Raw genomic sequence first — 17,393 nt, 5'->3', positions numbered from 1 at the left:
ATCTCCCCATCTAATAATTAATCCCCACATCATATTCCATTTTAGTCTATTAAGATTTTAATCAGAGAAGATTGGTAATAAAAATGTAAAAAATGAAAATAAAATGTTAATTTTTATGAGATATTGATCACATTTTCCCCAAAGAGGTATATTCTTTTATGCCTAAATCCATACAATGCACAAGTCTTTTTTATTATAAATTTAAGGATATTTTCTAATGTCTTTTGTTCTGAGTATTTTTCCTATTGTTTTGCTGATTTATCTAATGGTAAAACGAAATGCCTTGCCTTCTTATGTCGCATTACCTTGGATTGCAACATTAGTAATGGGTGTCCATCTTCTTCACTTTAATACCGATATTGTCACAATTAGTGCCAATGTTGTTTCCGCTATTATTGCTGTACAAACCCCAATTACAGTTATTTTTGGCGCGATCTTATTTAATCGCTTTTCAGAAATTTCAGGTGCGACAGATACCATGCGTAAATGGCTAGGGAATATTAATCCCAATCCTGTAGCTCAATTAATGATTATCGGTTGGGCATTTGCTTTTATGATTGAAGGAGCAAGTGGTTTTGGTACACCTGCAGCCATTGCGGCACCTATTTTAGTCGGGCTAGGTTTTCATCCATTAAAAGTCGCCATGTTGGCACTAATCATGAACTCCGTCCCAGTCTCTTTTGGGGCTGTGGGAACGCCTACATGGTTTGGTTTCGGTCCACTAAAACTATCAGAAGATATAATTTTGGAAATTGGTTCTATTACAGCATTTATCCATTCTATTGCCGCATTTATTATTCCATTATTAGCATTACGAGTCTTAGTAAGTTGGAACGATATTCGTAAAAATATTCTATTTATCTATATCAGTGTCTTTGCCTGTGTCATTCCTTATTTCTTACTTGCCCAAGTTAATGATGAATTTCCATCATTAGTAGGCGGAGCAATTGGTTTATTTATTTCTGTATGGGCTGCAAATCGCAATATTGGCTTAACAAAAGTAGAAAATAGTCTGGATAATAATGCGGTAACAACTAAGCAAGTAATGAAAGCATTATTCCCAACAGGTTTATTGATTGCATTCCTAATCATTACACGTATCCATCAATTACCTTTCAAAGCAATGATGAATGACGCTACAATGTGGTTCTCAACAACCCTAGGATCATTAGGTACATTTGAAATTAGTAAAGGATTAATCTTTACCTTAAAAGATATTTTTGGTTCTGATGTATCATCAAGCTACAAATTGCTTTACGTACCAGCGTTAATTCCATTTGTAATTACAGTTTTAATTGCAATTCCTATATTTAACGTCTCAATTAGCAATGTTAAAAACGTTTTTACTTCAAGTTTACAACAATCAAAAAATCCATTTATAGCCTTAGTGGGAGCCTTGGTTATGGTGAACTTAATGTTAGTCGGAGGTGAACACTCCATGGTGAAAATTATTGGTCGCACCTTTGCAGAAATATCCGGCAGTAACTGGACAATTTTCTCCTCTTTCTTAGGGGCTATAGGGGCATTCTTCTCTGGATCAAACACCGTATCTAACCTAACATTTGGTAGTGTTCAACTTTCTACAGCGGAAACAACAGGAATTTCAGTAGCGCTAGTCCTAGCTTTACAATCTGTTGGAGGCGCAATGGGAAATATGGTATGTATTAATAATATCGTTGCTGTCAGTTCAGTATTAAATATTTCTAACCAAGAAGGTACCATTATTAAGAAAACCATTATCCCTATGATGATTTACGGTATTATTGCGGCACTCTGTGCGCTTTACTTAGTACCTTTACTTTATAATCTATAAATTTACTTGGAAAAATGACCGCACTTTTGCGGTCATTTATTACTTTTCTCTTATTGGAGTGATTAAAAATGAACGTAAATTTCTACGTAACCTGCATTGCAGACGTAGTAAAAAGTGATGTGGCCAAAAACACCGTTTTACTGCTTGAGAAACTTGGTTGCAATGTTACTTTCCTTGAAAAACAAGGTTGTTGTGGGCAGCCTGCATTAAATAGTGGCTATACAAAACAAGCTATCCCTGGCATGAAAAACTTAGTCGAAACCTTTGAAGTAAATGATTACCCAATCGTAGCACCTGCCGGTTCTTGTGTTTATGCGATCAAAAATTATCCCAACTACTTCACTAACGCAGGGGAATTAGACTGGGCTAAACGAGCCCAAAAAGTAGCTTCACGTTTCTGTGATTTAACCGATTTTATCGTGAATAAACTTGGAATAACTGATATTGGTGCCTATTTGCCAGGTAAAGCGGTTTATCACCCTTCTTGTAGTCTTACACGTAAACTGGGCATCGTAAATGAACCTATCGCACTGTTAAAAAATGTGAAAGGATTAGAACTACTTCCTATTCATAATCAACAAACCTGCTGTGGCTTCGGTGGGACTTTCTCTGTGAAAATGGCAGAGATTTCTGGCGAAATGGTGAAAGAAAAGGTTGAGCATATTGAAGAGGTTGAACCACAATATTTAATCGGTGCAGATGTAAGTTGTTTATTAAATATTGGTGGTCGTTTACAACGCGAAGGCAGCAAGATTAAAGTGATGCATATTGCGGAAGTATTAATGCAAGGGGAGAAATAAGATGTCATTAAAAACCAGTAATCTTCCTTTTAAAGCGCGTGTCGATCATGAAGTGCACAACACTATCATGCGTAAAGCGGTAGTGAAAGCCCAAGAAACTATTGGGGCTAACCGTCAAAAAATGGTGGACGAATTAGGTCATTGGGAAGAATGGCGTGATTTATCTAAACAGATTCGTAACCATGTTTTAGCTAATTTAGATGCTTATTTGTATCAATTGAGCGAAAAAGTGATGGAAAATGGCGGTAAAGTGTATTTTGCTGAAACGGCCGAAGAAGCGAGTGCTTATATTCGCAAAGTTGCATTAGAGAAAAATGCGAAGAAAATCGTAAAATCCAAATCCATGGTGACTGAAGAAATCGGTTTAAACGAAGTGCTTGAAAAAGAGGGCATGCAAGTGATCGAAACCGATTTGGGTGAATATCTATTACAAATTTCAGGTGATAAACCATCCCATATCGTTGTGCCTGCAATTCACAAAGATCGTCACCAAATCCGCAAAGATTTATCTGAAAAACTCGGCTATGAAGGTGAGGAAACGCCTGAAGATATGACGCGTTTCGTACGTGAAAAAATTCGTCAAGATTTTTTAGAGGCTGATATCGGTATCAGTGGTTGTAACTTTGCTGTAGCGGAAACCGGCTCAGTTTGTTTGGTGACAAACGAAGGTAACTTACGTTTAGCGACGACCTTACCAAAAACACATATTGCCGTGATGGGAATGGAGCGTTTAGCGCCAACTTTCCAAGAGGTGGATGTGTTAATTACGATGCTTGCTCGTAGTGCGGTAGGTGCAAAATTAACTGGTTATAACACTTGGTTAACTGGTCCTCGTCTTACTGGTGAAACTGACGGTCCTGAAGAATTCCATTTGGTTATTGTGGATAATGGCCGTTCAGATATTTTAGCGTCTGAATTCCAAGAAGTTTTACGTTGTATCCGCTGCGGTGCTTGTTTGAATACTTGTCCGGCATATCGTCAAATCGGTGGTCATGGGTATGGTTCTATTTACCCAGGTCCAATTGGTGCAGTAATTTCTCCATTACTAGGTGGCTATGATGAATTCAAAGAATTGCCGTATGCTTGTTCATTATGTAACGCGTGTAATTCTGTCTGCCCGGTGCGTATTCCATTAGCACAGTTAATCTTAAAACACCGTGAGAAAATGGTAGAGTTAGGTAAAACTCCTGCGATGGAACGTTTATCTATTTTTGGTTTCACCACAGCCAATGCTAACCCAACGCTATGGAAAACAGGTGTGAATATCGGTGCGAAATTAGCGGGTAAGCTGATCAAAAATGGGAAAGCACCAATTACATTTGGGGCATTGGGTGAATGGACAAAAGCACGAGATTTACCACAAGCAGATGGCGAAAGCTTCCGTCAATGGTTTAATAATAGAGAGAGAGGGTAATAAGCATGGATTTACAAAATCGCGAAAATTTTCTTAATAAATTAGCGGCGAAAATGGGTAAAGCCCGTGCTATCGTACCTGAACCGATGGAAGCACCTGTCAATACGTACCCTACTGAGCGTTTAACCCATTTAAGTGCGGTTGATTTAGCGAATGAATTTACCAATTCTGCTAAAACCATGATGGTGGACGTAAATGTGTGTAAAGAGTCTGATGCAGTGCAAACTTTACTTGCTCTTTGTGAAAAATATGGTGGCGGTGATGTTGTGCTTAATTCCGATGAAAGATTGAGTGCGCTTGGTATTCCTGCGGCGCTTGAAGCGAAATATACTTGTCATACATGGTCACCAGAAACGGCACAAGATAATATTAGTTTTTCTGAAAAAGCTAATCTTGGTGTGGTTTATGCAGAATATGGTTTGGCGGAAACTGGCGGAATCGTCTTATTCTCTAGCGCAGATCGTGGACGTTCAGTGAGTTTATTACCTGAAAAATCGATTGTTGTTGTACGTAAAAGCCAAGTACTTCCACGTGTTGCACAAGTGGCGAAGGTATTACACGATAAAGCACAACAAGGCGAGCGTATGCCATCTTGTATCAATATTATCTCAGGTCCAAGCTCAACGGCGGATATTGAATTGATTAAAGTGATTGGTGTCCATGGACCCGTAGCAAAAATCTATTTAATAATTGATGATCTATAATGCAGAAAGGGGTAAATGCCCCTTTTTCTTTCCCCTATCAAGACATTTTTCTACCTTCATCTGAAATTAGTTTTTTTCATTATTTTTTGTTATTTCATTAATTTTATTAAATTACCTCTTGAGTTTTTTAGTTAAAATGAAATAATGATAATCTTTCTCAATAAAAAAGGATATGATAATGAAGAAAGTTATTAAATTAAATTTAATCACACTCTGCTTAATCAATACCCTAAGTGTTTCTATCGTTGATGCAAAAGCTGAAGAAACATTAGATCAAATTGATGTAGTAGAAAAAAATGTCGCCAACGATAAAAAACCTTTTACGGAAGCGAAAGCAAAAAGCACCCGAGAGCATATTTTTAAAGAAACCCAAACTATCGATCAAGTTATTCGAAGTATCCCTGGTGCTTTTACTCAACAAGATAAAGGCTCTGGCGTAGTTTCTGTGAATATTCGTGGCGAAAATGGGTTAGGTCGTGTCAATACAATGGTCGATGGGGTTACACAAACCTTCTATTCCACCTCAATGGATTCAGGTCAATCAGGTGGTAATTCTCAATTCGGTGCATCGCTTGATCCTAACTTCATTGCTGGTGTCGATGTCAATAAAAGTAACTTTTCAGGTTCTAATGGCGTAAATACCTTATCTGGTAGTGCCAATTTTAGAACGCTAGGTGTTAATGATGTTATTACTGATGACAAACCATTTGGGCTTATCGTAAAAGGAATGACGGGGAGCAATGCAACTAAATCGAATTTTATGACAATGGCTGCAGGCAGAAAATGGCTTGATAATGGTGGTTATGTTGGTGTGGTATATGGTTACAGTCAACGTGAGGTGTCTCAAGATTATCGTATCGGTGGAGGAGAACGATTGTCTTCGCTAGGACAAGATATTCTTGCTAAAGAAAAAGAAGCCTATTTCCACAATGCAGGTTATGTTTTAAATTCAGCTGGACAGTGGACACCTGATTTAAACAAAAACCATTGGTCTTGCAATGCACCTAATCCAACATTTCATGGAAGTACAGAAAAAACGACAAGCTCTAATGATTTAACAGGAGAAACAGAAACAATATGGACCGATTCAAATTGTATTACTCATATTGAAAAATCCAATATATACGATCCTGAAGAAACAGAGACCAGTGTAAAAAATATTTATAAAAATCAAGCTAGAAAAAATATTCTACAACAATTAGGAGCAGGAAAAAAACCTGAGGATATTGAAGAGCTCCAAAAAGGTGATGATGGAATTGAAAAAACTGACAAATCATTTGAACGTAATAAAGATCAATATAGTGTCGCTCCTATTGAACCAGGCAGCTTACAATCTCGCTCACGTAGCCATTTGTTAAAATTTGAATATGGAGATGATCACCATACTCTAGGAGCTCAACTACGCACATTGGATAATAAAATTGGTTCTCGCAAAATTGAAAACCGTAATTACCAAGTCAATTATAACTTCAATAATAACAACTATCTTGATCTTAATTTAATGGCAGCACATAACATTGGCAAAACCATTTATCCTAAGGGTGGCTTTTTTGCTGGTTGGCAAGTTGCAGATAAACTTATCACAAAAAATGTGGCAAATATCATTGATATTAATAACAGCTATACCTTCTTATTGCCAAAAGAAATCGATTTAAAAACCACATTAGGGTTTAACTATTTTACTAACGAATACAGTAAAAACCGTTTTCCAGAAGAATTAAGTTTATTTTATAATGATGCTTCACATGATCAAGGTAACTACAGTAATTTAGGACGATTTAAAGGTAGTCGTAATTTACTGCCACAACGTTCAGTGATCTTACAACCTTCAGGTAAGCAGAAATTTAAAACAGTATATTTTGATACCGCACTTTCTAAAGGAATTTACCATTTAGACTATAGTGTCAATTTTACGCATTATGCATTTAACGGTGAGTATGTAGGTTACGAAAATACACCAACACAAATTAATGAGCCGATTTTGCATAAATCAGGTCATAAAAAAGCATTCAATCATTCTGCTACATTAAGTGCAGAACTGAGTGATTATTTTATGCCATTTTTTACTTATTCACGAACACACAGAATGCCGAATATTCAAGAGATGTTTTTCTCTCAAGTGTCTGATGCTGGAGTGAATACGGGATTAAAACCTGAGCGAGCTGAAACTTATCAACTTGGTTTTAATACCTATAAAAAAGGCGTTTTCACTAAAGAAGATGTATTAGGTTTAAAATTAGTGGGCTATCGTAGTTTTATCAAAAATTATATTCATAATGTATATGGTGTATGGTGGAGAGATGGCATTGTTCCTGACTGGGCTTCTGAGAATGGATTTAGATTTACCATTGCTCATCAAAATTATAAGCCAATTGTGAAAAAGAGCGGTGTTGAATTAGAAGTAAATTATGACATGGGACGTTTCTTTGCAAATCTGTCTTATGCATACCAACGAACAAATCAACCAACCAATTATGCAGATGCTAGTCCACGTCCTAACAATGCGTCAAAAGAGGATATTCTGAAACAAGGTTATGGTCTATCCCGTATCTCAATGCTACCTAAAGATTATGGAAGATTAGAACTTGGATCTCGCTGGTTTGATCAAAAATTAACTCTTGGTATCGCAGCACGTTACTATGGGAAAAGTAAACGAGCAACCATTCAAGAAGATTATATTAACGGTTCTCAATTTGAATTAAATACGAGCCATGAACGAACTTATTATGCAATCAAGAAAACAGAGGAAATTAATAAACAACCGATTATTTTAGATTTGCATGTAAGTTATGAACCTGTTAAAGATTTAATTATCAAAGCTGAAGTACAAAACCTACTAGATAAACGTTATGTTGATCCTTTAGACTCAGGCAATGATGCTGCTTCACAGCGCTATTATTCAAGCTTAAATGATTCAATTTGTAGTAAAAATAATACTTGTGAAGATGGAGGAAAAGATAAATCTGTACTTTATAACTTTGCACGTGGAAGAACTTATATTCTAAGTTTGAACTATAAATTCTAATTGGCTCATATAAAAAGGCATAGCTAATAAGCTATGCCTTTTAAATAATATTTATGATTTAATTGTAAAATTTATTATCTGATTAAAAGATTATTACTACAGTCTATCAATCATCCCTAATACTAATGATGAAGACTGTTTTGCAGCCAACGGTAAGAACTCTTCAAAAGACATACTTGCTTCACCATTGCCTGCATCAGAAATTGCTCGAACCACTACAAAAGGCACATTAAAAGCATAGCAAACTTGTGCAATCGCTGTGGCTTCCATTTCAACCCCCGTCACATTCGGGAAGTCAGCTTTTATTTGTGCAATTTTGTCTTCACTATTAATAAAACTATCGCCAGAGCAAATTAAACCACGTTTTACTGATTGTCCTTGCTTTTCTGCAATTTCTTGAGCGAGGTCAGCTAGTTTTTGGTCTGATAAAAATGCCGCGGGATTAGCGGGCAGCTGCCCTTTTTCATAGCCAAAAGCTGTCACATCCGCATCGTGGTAGCGTGTTTCATCAGAAATCACAATATCCCCCACTTTCAAGCCTTTTGCTACCCCACCCGCAGAACCAGTATTGATCACAAAATCTGGCTTGGCTAATTGCAACAATGCAGTCGTACCAATTGCGGCAGCCACTTTTCCAATACCTGATTGCAATAATGCAACATTTTTACCATTAATTTTGCCTTCAAAAATGACCGCACTTGCTACTCGAGTTTCAGTTCTCTCTGCCATTAAATTTTTTAAAATTTCTACTTCTTGCGCCATTGCGCCAACAATTCCGATTTTCATCACTTTTGTTCCTGTTCTATTTTATTTACCAAAAAATCTAACACCGCCACGCTATAATCATCGTTATAAAGGGTGCTCGCCGTGAGTACATATTTTCCCCCAATGACAACGTAAGGATAGGTAAACACACCATATTCTTCCGTCAATTCAATCGCATCTTGAATTTGCTCTTTTACTCTTTCTGAATTTTCAGCCTGAATAAATAACTGTTTATCTAGAGCTTGTTCTTCCGCCCATTGTTGAATTTTATTTGTCGCAGACAACTCTGCATAACGGGATTTTTCTGAAGTTTCAAATAATAAAACATTAGATAATTCACCCGCACTTAGTGCTTGCAAGGTATAAAAAACGCGTGCGCTAAACTGACTATCCGCAGTTGCAATAGGATATTGCTCCAACGCAACTTTATTTGTACGCATTTGACTATAAAGCTCTAAAATATCTTGCGCTGACGAACATACGCGGCAATCGTAATCAAAAAAGAATTGAATACGTATTTTTTTGTCTGCTCTAGGCGCTTGTTCAATAGGTTCTTGATAAGAAAAATAATCCCGCCCATCTTCAAAATGCATGACATCAGAAGATGGTAAGTGCGGTGGATTTTGAGTAGAAAATTCTTTTTGATTTACTTCAGCTAAAACCGATGATGTAAACCCAAATAAGCCTAATACGAATAATCCATAAAATTTCAAAACATTACTCATCAATCGCTTCAATATATTCTACTAAAAGCTGTACATTTCGGTTACCACGAAACTCATTAACATCCAATTTATATGCAAATCTTGCCTGTTTAATTGAAAGATCGGGATATAATCTTGTGTCAATATTAAACGCAACCGCATCTAATAAAGGGCCACCTTGTTTTGGCTCCACTAACATTTTGAGATGATTTTGATTTTGTCCAATTGCACGCTGATCTAAAATTTTGAATTCACCATCAAAACAAGGCTCTGGGAAAGCTTGTCCCCAAGGGCCTGCTGATTTTATCAATTCCGCCGTTTCAAGATTAAATTCATTTGAATTTAATTCGCCATCGGTCCAAATTACACCTTGTAAATGTTCTTCATCAAGCCAATCGGCAACAGTTTGATTAAAAATATGTTGGAAATCGTCAAAGTGTTCTTCTCGAAGGCTTAATCCTGCAGCCATCGCATGGCCACCAAATTTTAAAATCATATTAGGATGTTGCGAATGAATACGCTCCAAAACATCACGCATATGTAAGCCTTCAATAGAACGCGCGGAACCTTTCAAAACTCCCTCACCATCTTTCGCGAAGGCAATGACTGGACGGTGATATTGCTCTTTAATCCGAGAGGATACTATTCCCAACACACCTTGATGCCAATCGGGTTGATAAAGTGTAATCCCCGAAGGTAACTCTTTAAAAAGTGCGGTGAGATTTTGGCAAATTTCTAGCGCCTCAAGTTTCATGCCTGCTTCAATTTCTTTACGCGTTTGGTTAAGTTGGTCAAGCTCTAAAGCGAATTCTCTGGCTTTTAGCATATCGTCCGCCAGTAAAAGCTCTACCCCAATCGACATATTGTCTAAGCGCCCTGCTGCATTTAAACGAGGCCCGATACAAAAACCGAGATCACTTGAAGTAAACTGTTCAACATTACGGTTAGCCACTTCAGCCAACGCAACAATACCTGGACGGCAACGCCGTGCACGAATCCGCATTAAGCCTTGATAAGCAAGGATACGATTATTTTGATCTAAAGGCACCACATCTGCGACAGTACCCAATGCTACTAGATCGAGCAAATCAGTAAAATTAGGTTGTGTTTCTGCAGTAAAAATACCGAGCTCACGAAATTTTGCTCGTACGGCTAACATCAAATAAAACGCAACACCAACGCCCGCTAAGGATTTTGAAGGAAAACCACACTGGCTTAAATTAGGGTTAACAATAGCATCGGCTGGCGGCAAAGTTTCGGGTGGTAAATGGTGATCCGTCACTAAAACACGGATACCTTTCTCTTTCAAAAATGCAACGCCTTCAAAAGATGAAACGCCGTTATCCACCGTCATTAAAAGCTGTACACCCTTTTCAATCGCCATTTCAGCCATAGGAATACTCAAACCATAACCTTGTTCAAATCGATTTGGTACAAGATAATCCACGTCAGCAAAACCAAGTTGTTTTAAAGCCAGCACACTCAATGCTGTACTAGTTGCACCATCAGCATCAAAATCCCCAACAATCACTATTTTTTGCTGTTGTTGGTAAGCTTCCACTAATAAATTTACGGCTTGATCAATACCATATAGCTGATTTGGATTCAGAATTGATTTTAAAGTGCGGTCTAATTCTTCAGTGTTTTGAATATGGCGTGCGCGATAAAGGCGATCTAATAACGGATGGTTTGAAACAGAATTTCCAACTGGAATTTCACGGCGTTTGATAAGTTTTTTCACTGGATATTAATTCATATCTAAAAGCAAAAAGCTGTTGAAATCAACAGCTTTTTTATCTATACTTTTTCCTGTCGGTCAGGGCTTTTAACCCTGAATGCTGACAGGGGTTAAAAGCCCTACTGACCATTAGTCTAACTATTGTGTCAGCTAAGGATTTTAATAATGCCTAAATTATGTATCTATATCATAGTCTTAGTATTGTTAATGCTTTTAAGCTCCCCAGCATATTAAGCATAACCGACTAAATACAAGGGGTAGACATCTGCCCCTTGGTTTTCATTATAAAATTATTTCGCTGTTTCTTCAAGTGCGCTCAATAAATCAGCTGGTTTTAAATAACCGCCAATAAGCTCACCAGTTGAGGTAACAATACTTGGTGTACCATTTACGCCAAATTGCGCGCCTAATTCATAATGTTTTTTCACAACATTTGGGGTTTTAACTTCTTTCGGTAAATTGCCTTTTTCTGCTTCATTTAAAGCAAAAACAGGATCTTTTGCCGTCCAAATTGCTTCCATTTGTTTTGCAGTTTGGTTATTCATGCCCGCACGAGGGAAAGCTAAATAACGCACGGTAATTCCAAGATCGTTATATTCTTTTAATTGCTGATGTAATAAATGGCAATAATGGCAAGTAATATCCATAAATACCGTCACAACATACTTTTCATTTTTAGCGGGATAAACAATCATCTCATTTTTATAAGAATTAAGTTTATCCACTAAAATTTTACCCGCTACATCAACAGGACCATTATTCGTGAGCTCGTAAAGTTTACCTTGGAAAGCATATTTTCCATCGTCTGTCACATAAAGTACGCCTTGATCTGTTACTGCTGTTTTGATACCTGAAATTGGCGAGGATTTCACATCAATATTTGATGCGCCAAGAGACTGTAATTTGCTTTTAATCGTGGCATCGTTTGCCATTGCATTAGCCGCAGCCATGCACAAAAGTGCGGTAAAAATTTTCTTCATTTTTTGTTCCTAAATTTACTTGAGTAAGAAAGTCTGAAATTATAGAGAGATTGCTAATTTCTGCAAGGTCAAACTATCCAAAAATCAGAAAATAGCATATAATTCCACACTTTATCACACAGTGAATTTATTATGTTTGAAATCAATCCTGTAAAAAATAAAATCACCGACTTATCCGACCGCACTTCGGTGCTTCGGGGGTATCTTTGACTTCGATGCAAAAGTTGAGCGTTTAGAAGAAGTCAATGCGGAATTAGAACAGCCAGATGTTTGGAATGATCCAGATAAAGCCCAAGCGCTTGGTAAAGAACGCGTTTCTTTAGAACAAGTTGTAAATACCATCAAAAATTTAGAACAAGGCTTAGAAGATGTTGATGGTTTGTTAGAACTTGCCATCGAAGCAGAAGACGAAGACACCTTCCATGAAGCGGTTGCTGAATTAGATGAACTCGAACTACAACTCGAAAAATTAGAGTTCCGTCGAATGTTTAGTGGTGAACATGATGCTTGCGATTGCTATGTGGACTTACAAGCAGGTTCTGGCGGTACGGAAGCTCAAGATTGGACAGAAATGTTACTCCGTATGTATCTCCGTTGGGCTGAAAGCAAAGGTTTTAAAACAGAACTGATGGAAGTCTCTGACGGTGATGTTGCAGGGTTAAAATCGGCAACGATTAAAGTGAGCGGTGAATATGCCTTTGGTTGGTTACGAACAGAAACCGGTATTCATCGTTTGGTGCGTAAAAGTCCATTTGATTCCAATAACCGTCGTCACACATCATTCAGTGCAGCATTTGTCTACCCTGAAATTGATGATGATATTGATATTGAAATCAATCCTGCTGATTTACGTATTGATGTTTATCGTGCATCAGGGGCCGGTGGTCAGCACGTAAACAAAACAGAAAGTGCGGTGCGAATTACCCATATGCCAAGTGGCATTGTGGTGCAATGTCAAAACGACCGTTCACAGCACAAGAACAAAGATCAAGCGATGAAACAATTAAAAGCAAAATTGTATGAGCTTGAATTACAGAAGAAAAATGCAGATAAACAAGCAATGGAAGATAATAAATCTGACATTGGTTGGGGCAGCCAAATTCGCTCTTACGTATTAGACGATTCACGCATTAAAGATTTGCGTACTGGTGTGGAAAACCGTAACACCCAAGCCGTATTAGACGGTGATTTAGATCGATTTATTGAAGCGAGTTTAAAAGCTGGGCTTTAAGCATGATTTGCTGGATAAGTAAAGACGCATTACTTATCCCATCATAAGAAATAACCCAAAAGTGCGGTTATTTTTGAAAATATTTTTAAAGTTAAAATTAAAGGTAAACAACATGTCAGAACAAGAAGTTAAAGAATTAGATCTCAATGGCGAAATGCTCGTTCGTCGTGAAAAATTAGCCGCATTACGTGCAAAAGGTAATGCATTTCCAAACAAATTTCGTCGTGATGCTCTCGCACAAGATTTGCACAATCAATATGATGCAGAAGACGGTGAAATCTTAAAAGAGAAAGGCGTTGAAGTACAAGTTGCTGGGCGTATTATGACTCGCCGTGCAATGGGCAAGGCGACGTTTATCACCATTCAAGATATGAGCGGTAAAATTCAGCTTTATGTTGCACGCGATAATTTGCCTGAAGGCATTTATAAAGATGACGTTGGTACTTGGGATTTAGGGGATATCGTTGGCGTTAAAGGCACTTTATTTAAAACAAAAACAGATGAACTCACAGTGAAAACCACTGAAGTTCAACTTTTAACTAAAGCACTTCGCCCATTACCAGATAAATTCCATGGCTTAACCGACCAAGAAGTTCGTTATCGCCAACGTTATTTAGATTTGATTTCTAACGAAGAATCTCGCCGCACTTTTATTATTCGTTCTAAAGTTGTCGCAGGTATTCGTGAATATTTCATTTCTAAAGGCTTTATGGAAGTAGAAACGCCAATGTTACAAGTGATTCCAGGCGGCGCATCTGCGCGTCCTTTCGTGACTCATCACAATGCATTAGATGTGGATATGTATTTACGTATCGCACCTGAACTTTATTTAAAACGCTTAGTCGTTGGTGGATTTGAACGAGTATTTGAATTAAACCGTAACTTCCGTAATGAAGGGGTTTCTGTTCGTCATAATCCAGAATTTACCATGCTTGAATACTATCAAGCGTATGCAGACTACCATGATTTAATGGATAACACCGAAGAACTGCTTCGTAAATTAGCGATTGATATTCTTGGTACCACTATTGTGAAATACGGTGAATACGAATTTGATTTTGGTAAACCATTCGAACGTATTACGTTACACGATGCAACGATTAAATATGGTGCTGACAAAGGTATCGTAAAAGAAGATTTATATGACTTTGAGCGTGCAAAAGCCACGGCTGAACGCTTAGGTATTGAAGTACAAAAATCTTGGGGTTTAGGCAGCATTGTCAATGCAATTTTTGAAGAAGTGGCTGAACATCACCTAATTCAACCAACCTTCTTAATGGCTCACCCTGCGGAAATTTCGCCACTTGCACGTCGTAATGATGAAAACCCAGATGTAACAGATCGTTTTGAGCTCTTTATCGGTGGTCGTGAAATCGGTAATGGTTTCTCAGAATTAAATGACGCGGAAGATCAAAATGAACGTTTTGATGCACAAGTGGCTGCCAAAGAAGCTGGCGATGATGAAGCGATGTTTAAAGATGAAGACTTTGTTGTTGCGCTAGAACACGGCTTACCACCAACAGCTGGTGAAGGTTTAGGTATCGACCGTCTAGCGATGCTTTATGCAAATGCACCATCAATTCGCGATGTAATCTTATTCCCTGCAATGCGTCAGAAATAATAAAGATATAAACAAAAGCCACCATTTGGTGGCTTTTTTATCTAAACATGAAAAAGGGAGCTAATGCCCCCTTATTTTTTAATGATTAACCATTAATAAATTTTTCACCTAATTCAATATCTGCATGTAAAGTCGGCAACATATTTTCTAGAGCTTGTTGTTCAAAATTGCTTAATGGACCAATTGGTAAAATTTCTTCTACACCTTCTTTGCCTAAACGAACTGGTTGAGAGAAGAAACGAGCATATTTACCATCACCTTCAACATAAGTACATTCAACGACTGTCTCGCCACTTAATCCTTTCACTAAAGAACGAGCAAAACGAGCAGCAGCTTGCGCCATTGAAAGCGTTGCAGAACCACCACCCGCTTTTGCATTAACCACTTCTGTACCTGCATTTTGGATACGTTTTGTTAATGGTTCAATTTCATCTTCATTCCACTCAGCATATTGAACTTGAGAAAGTAATGGAAGAATAGTCACACCTGAGTGACCACCAATAACAGGAACGCTCGTACGAGAAACATTTAAACCTTTTAATTCAGCCACAAAGGTTTCAGAACGTAACACGTCTAAAGTTGTCACACCAAATAATTTACGTTTGTCATAAACGCCTGCTTTTTTCAATACTTCAGCCGCAATCGCAACGGTAGTATTTACTGGGTTAGTGATGATACCAACACAAGCTTTCGGGCAAGTGACCGCGACTTTCTCAATTAAACCTCGAACAATGCCTGCATTAATATTGAATAAATCTGAACGATCCATACCAGGTTTACGCGCAACACCAGCAGAAATTAATACAACATCCGCACCTTCAAGTGCTGGAGTTGGATCTTCACCAGAAAAACCTTTCACACTCACTGCAGTTGGAATATGGCTCACATCCACTGCAACGCCTGGGGTAACAGGGGCAATATCATATAATGCTAAATCTGAACCAGCAGGCAATTGAAGTTTTAGTAATAACGCTAATGCTTGACCAATACCGCCTGCGGCGCCTAATACTGCAACTTTCATAAATACTCCTTATGTGTTAGTTAATTTAAGATGACCTGATTTTAAAATTTTCATCTCACAATTACAAACAGAGAAATATCATTCTATGATCTAGTTCACATTTCTGAGGTAATTTTTTCCTTCTCTTTGCTTTTATTCACATTCAAGTTGCTGAAAATGAATTTTTATGCAATTCTTATGCAAATTTTTGACTATTGAAAAATAAAAATGACTGACAATTTAACTCGCGCTTTTAAAGAATTACTCAATCAAGAACGCTTTGGCTCTCAAAGTGAGATTGTCGATGCCTTAAAAAAACAAGGCTTTACAGGCATTAATCAATCAAAAATATCAAGAATGCTCACCAAATTTGGCGCTGTTCGCACCCGTAATACCAAAATGGAAATGGTCTATTGCTTACCAGGTGAATTAAGTGTTCCTAATACCAGTAGTCCATTAAAAAATCTTGTATTAGACGTTGATTACAATGATATGTTAATTGTCATTAAGACTTCTCCAGGTGCGGCACAACTCATCGCTCGCTTGCTCGATTCAATTGGAAAATCAGAAGGCATCTTAGGCACTATCGCAGGCGATGACACAATTTTTATCACACCAACGCGTGGTACAAAAATTGTCGATTTACTCAAAAATGTTCAACGTTTATTTGAAAACGCGCTGTAATGAACATTTTATTAACTGGGGGCACGGGACTTATCGGCAAAGCACTTGTTGAACAACTCTGCTTACGCAATGAACAAGTGACGATCTTAACGCGCTCAAGTACGCCGCACACTATCTCAAAGCAAAAAAATATCAAATTTATTACCGCACTTTCAGAACTCGATTTACAAGAACAGTTTGATGCCATCATCAATCTTGCTGGTGAGCCGATTTTTCATAAAGCTTGGACGACAAAGCAAAAATCTATTTTACGAGAAAGTCGTTTAAGCCTTACCACTCAACTAGTTGAATTCATCAATCAGTATCAACAACACCCTATTTTTATTTCAGGTTCAGCGACTGGAATTTATGGCGATCAAGACGAACAAAAAATTACCGAAACAAGCAAAACAGCAAAAACCTTCACCGCACAATTATGCCAAGATTGGGAAAATATTGCGCGACAAGCTAATGGGAGGGTTTGTTTGATTCGAACAGGCATGGTCTTTTCTAAGAAAGGAGGTGCCCTTGCTCAAATGTTGCCTTTATACAAATGGGGACTTGGTGGCAAACTAGGCAATGGAGAGCAATATTTTCCCTGGATTGCTTTGGAAGATATGGTCAATGGCATTTTATTTTTACTCGATCATTCAGAGTGCCAAGACTCATTTAACTTCACCGCCCCGAATCCTATAAAACAGCATAAATTTAACCGCACTTTGGCTGGAATATTAAAGCGCCCTGCCTTTGCAATCATTCCCAAATGGATATTACATTTCATTCTTGGCGAACGAGCGAATCTATTACTAGAAAGCCAAAATGTTGTGCCTGAAAAATTACTCAACGCTGGATTCCAATTTCAATATTCTGATTGCGAAAACTATCTAAAAGATATCCTAAAAAACAAATAAAAAAATCACCGCACTTTTTTAATG

The 17,393-nt window shown here is 37.7% G+C and carries 14 protein-coding genes; 9 read left to right on the top strand and 5 right to left on the bottom strand.

What is annotated here, in order from left to right:
* The first annotated feature begins 217 nt into the window (after positions 1-217).
* The 5 genes from LIX50_RS01235 (at position 218) to LIX50_RS01215 (ending at position 7,756) form a co-directional block, all read left to right on the top strand.
* Entirely contained in the window at positions 218-1,813 is a 1,596-nt protein-coding gene (locus LIX50_RS01235) for a lactate permease LctP family transporter (RefSeq protein ID WP_048954077.1), read from the top strand.
* A 68-nt stretch (positions 1,814-1,881) separates the two neighbouring features.
* A complete protein-coding gene (locus LIX50_RS01230) occupies positions 1,882-2,613 on the top strand; it encodes a (Fe-S)-binding protein (protein WP_048954078.1) in 732 nt (243 codons plus the stop codon).
* A gap of 1 nt (position 2,614) precedes the next feature.
* The gene (locus LIX50_RS01225; RefSeq protein WP_048954079.1) at positions 2,615-4,027 is read left to right on the top strand and encodes a LutB/LldF family L-lactate oxidation iron-sulfur protein; all 1,413 of its coding nucleotides are present in this window, start codon (positions 2,615-2,617) and stop codon (positions 4,025-4,027) included.
* A gap of 5 nt (positions 4,028-4,032) precedes the next feature.
* On the top strand, positions 4,033-4,731 hold the full coding sequence (locus LIX50_RS01220; RefSeq protein ID WP_048954080.1) for a LutC/YkgG family protein: 699 nt from the start codon (positions 4,033-4,035) through the stop codon (positions 4,729-4,731).
* Between the two features lie 178 nt (positions 4,732-4,909).
* Positions 4,910-7,756: a TonB-dependent receptor domain-containing protein gene (locus LIX50_RS01215; protein WP_048954081.1), complete on the top strand. Its 2,847-nt coding sequence runs from the start codon at positions 4,910-4,912 to the stop codon at positions 7,754-7,756.
* Between the two features lie 96 nt (positions 7,757-7,852).
* Here the strand turns inward: LIX50_RS01215 and mtnN are convergent, their stop codons facing one another.
* From mtnN to dsbC, 4 genes are all read right to left on the bottom strand, one after another.
* Positions 7,853-8,542: a 5'-methylthioadenosine/S-adenosylhomocysteine nucleosidase gene (gene mtnN, locus LIX50_RS01210; protein ID WP_048954082.1), complete on the bottom strand. Its 690-nt coding sequence runs from the start codon at positions 8,540-8,542 to the stop codon at positions 7,853-7,855.
* Positions 8,542-9,246 (bottom strand): thiol:disulfide interchange protein DsbA/DsbL, encoded by a 705-nt coding sequence (locus LIX50_RS01205; protein WP_048954083.1) that lies wholly within the window; start codon positions 9,244-9,246, stop codon positions 8,542-8,544. The genes mtnN and LIX50_RS01205 overlap by 1 nt, the downstream gene beginning before the upstream one ends.
* Positions 9,239-10,966: a single-stranded-DNA-specific exonuclease RecJ gene (gene recJ, locus LIX50_RS01200; protein WP_048954084.1), complete on the bottom strand. Its 1,728-nt coding sequence runs from the start codon at positions 10,964-10,966 to the stop codon at positions 9,239-9,241. The genes LIX50_RS01205 and recJ overlap by 8 nt, the downstream gene beginning before the upstream one ends.
* Positions 10,967-11,253: 287 nt before the next feature.
* Positions 11,254-11,943 (bottom strand): bifunctional protein-disulfide isomerase/oxidoreductase DsbC, encoded by a 690-nt coding sequence (gene dsbC / locus LIX50_RS01195; protein WP_048954085.1) that lies wholly within the window; start codon positions 11,941-11,943, stop codon positions 11,254-11,256.
* A 132-nt stretch (positions 11,944-12,075) separates the two neighbouring features.
* Here dsbC and prfB point away from each other — a divergent pair.
* Positions 12,076-13,174 (top strand): peptide chain release factor 2 gene (prfB, locus tag LIX50_RS01190; RefSeq protein ID WP_140523127.1). Its coding sequence is split into 2 segments (ribosomal slippage): positions 12,076-12,150 and positions 12,152-13,174, totalling 1,098 coding nucleotides; the frame shifts between segments, so codons are not numbered across the junction.
* Positions 13,175-13,286: 112 nt separating this feature from the next.
* Entirely contained in the window at positions 13,287-14,795 is a 1,509-nt protein-coding gene (gene lysS / locus LIX50_RS01185; RefSeq protein ID WP_048954087.1) for a lysine--tRNA ligase, read from the top strand.
* 85 nt (positions 14,796-14,880) lie between these two features.
* Here the strand turns inward: lysS and mdh are convergent, their stop codons facing one another.
* Positions 14,881-15,816 carry a malate dehydrogenase gene (mdh, locus tag LIX50_RS01180; protein ID WP_048954088.1) on the bottom strand — a complete coding sequence of 312 codons (936 nt, stop codon included), beginning with the start codon at positions 15,814-15,816 and terminating at the stop codon, positions 14,881-14,883.
* A 207-nt stretch (positions 15,817-16,023) separates the two neighbouring features.
* On the opposite strand from mdh, the gene argR reads away from it, so the two are divergent.
* Together argR and LIX50_RS01170 are read left to right on the top strand one after the other, a co-directional pair.
* Positions 16,024-16,479 carry a transcriptional regulator ArgR gene (argR, locus tag LIX50_RS01175; protein ID WP_005638679.1) on the top strand — a complete coding sequence of 152 codons (456 nt, stop codon included), beginning with the start codon at positions 16,024-16,026 and terminating at the stop codon, positions 16,477-16,479.
* Positions 16,479-17,369, top strand: coding sequence for a TIGR01777 family oxidoreductase (locus LIX50_RS01170; RefSeq protein WP_048954089.1), 891 nt, complete (start codon positions 16,479-16,481; stop codon positions 17,367-17,369). The genes argR and LIX50_RS01170 overlap by 1 nt, the downstream gene beginning before the upstream one ends.
* The last annotated feature ends 24 nt before the right edge of the window (positions 17,370-17,393 follow it).

Source organism: Haemophilus sp. Marseille-P9675, from assembly GCF_916862695.1.
Lineage (GTDB): Bacteria > Pseudomonadota > Gammaproteobacteria > Enterobacterales > Pasteurellaceae > Haemophilus > Haemophilus haemolyticus_K.
Note: the sequence above shows the minus strand (reverse complement) of the source record. Positions and strands in the feature narration are given on the sequence as shown.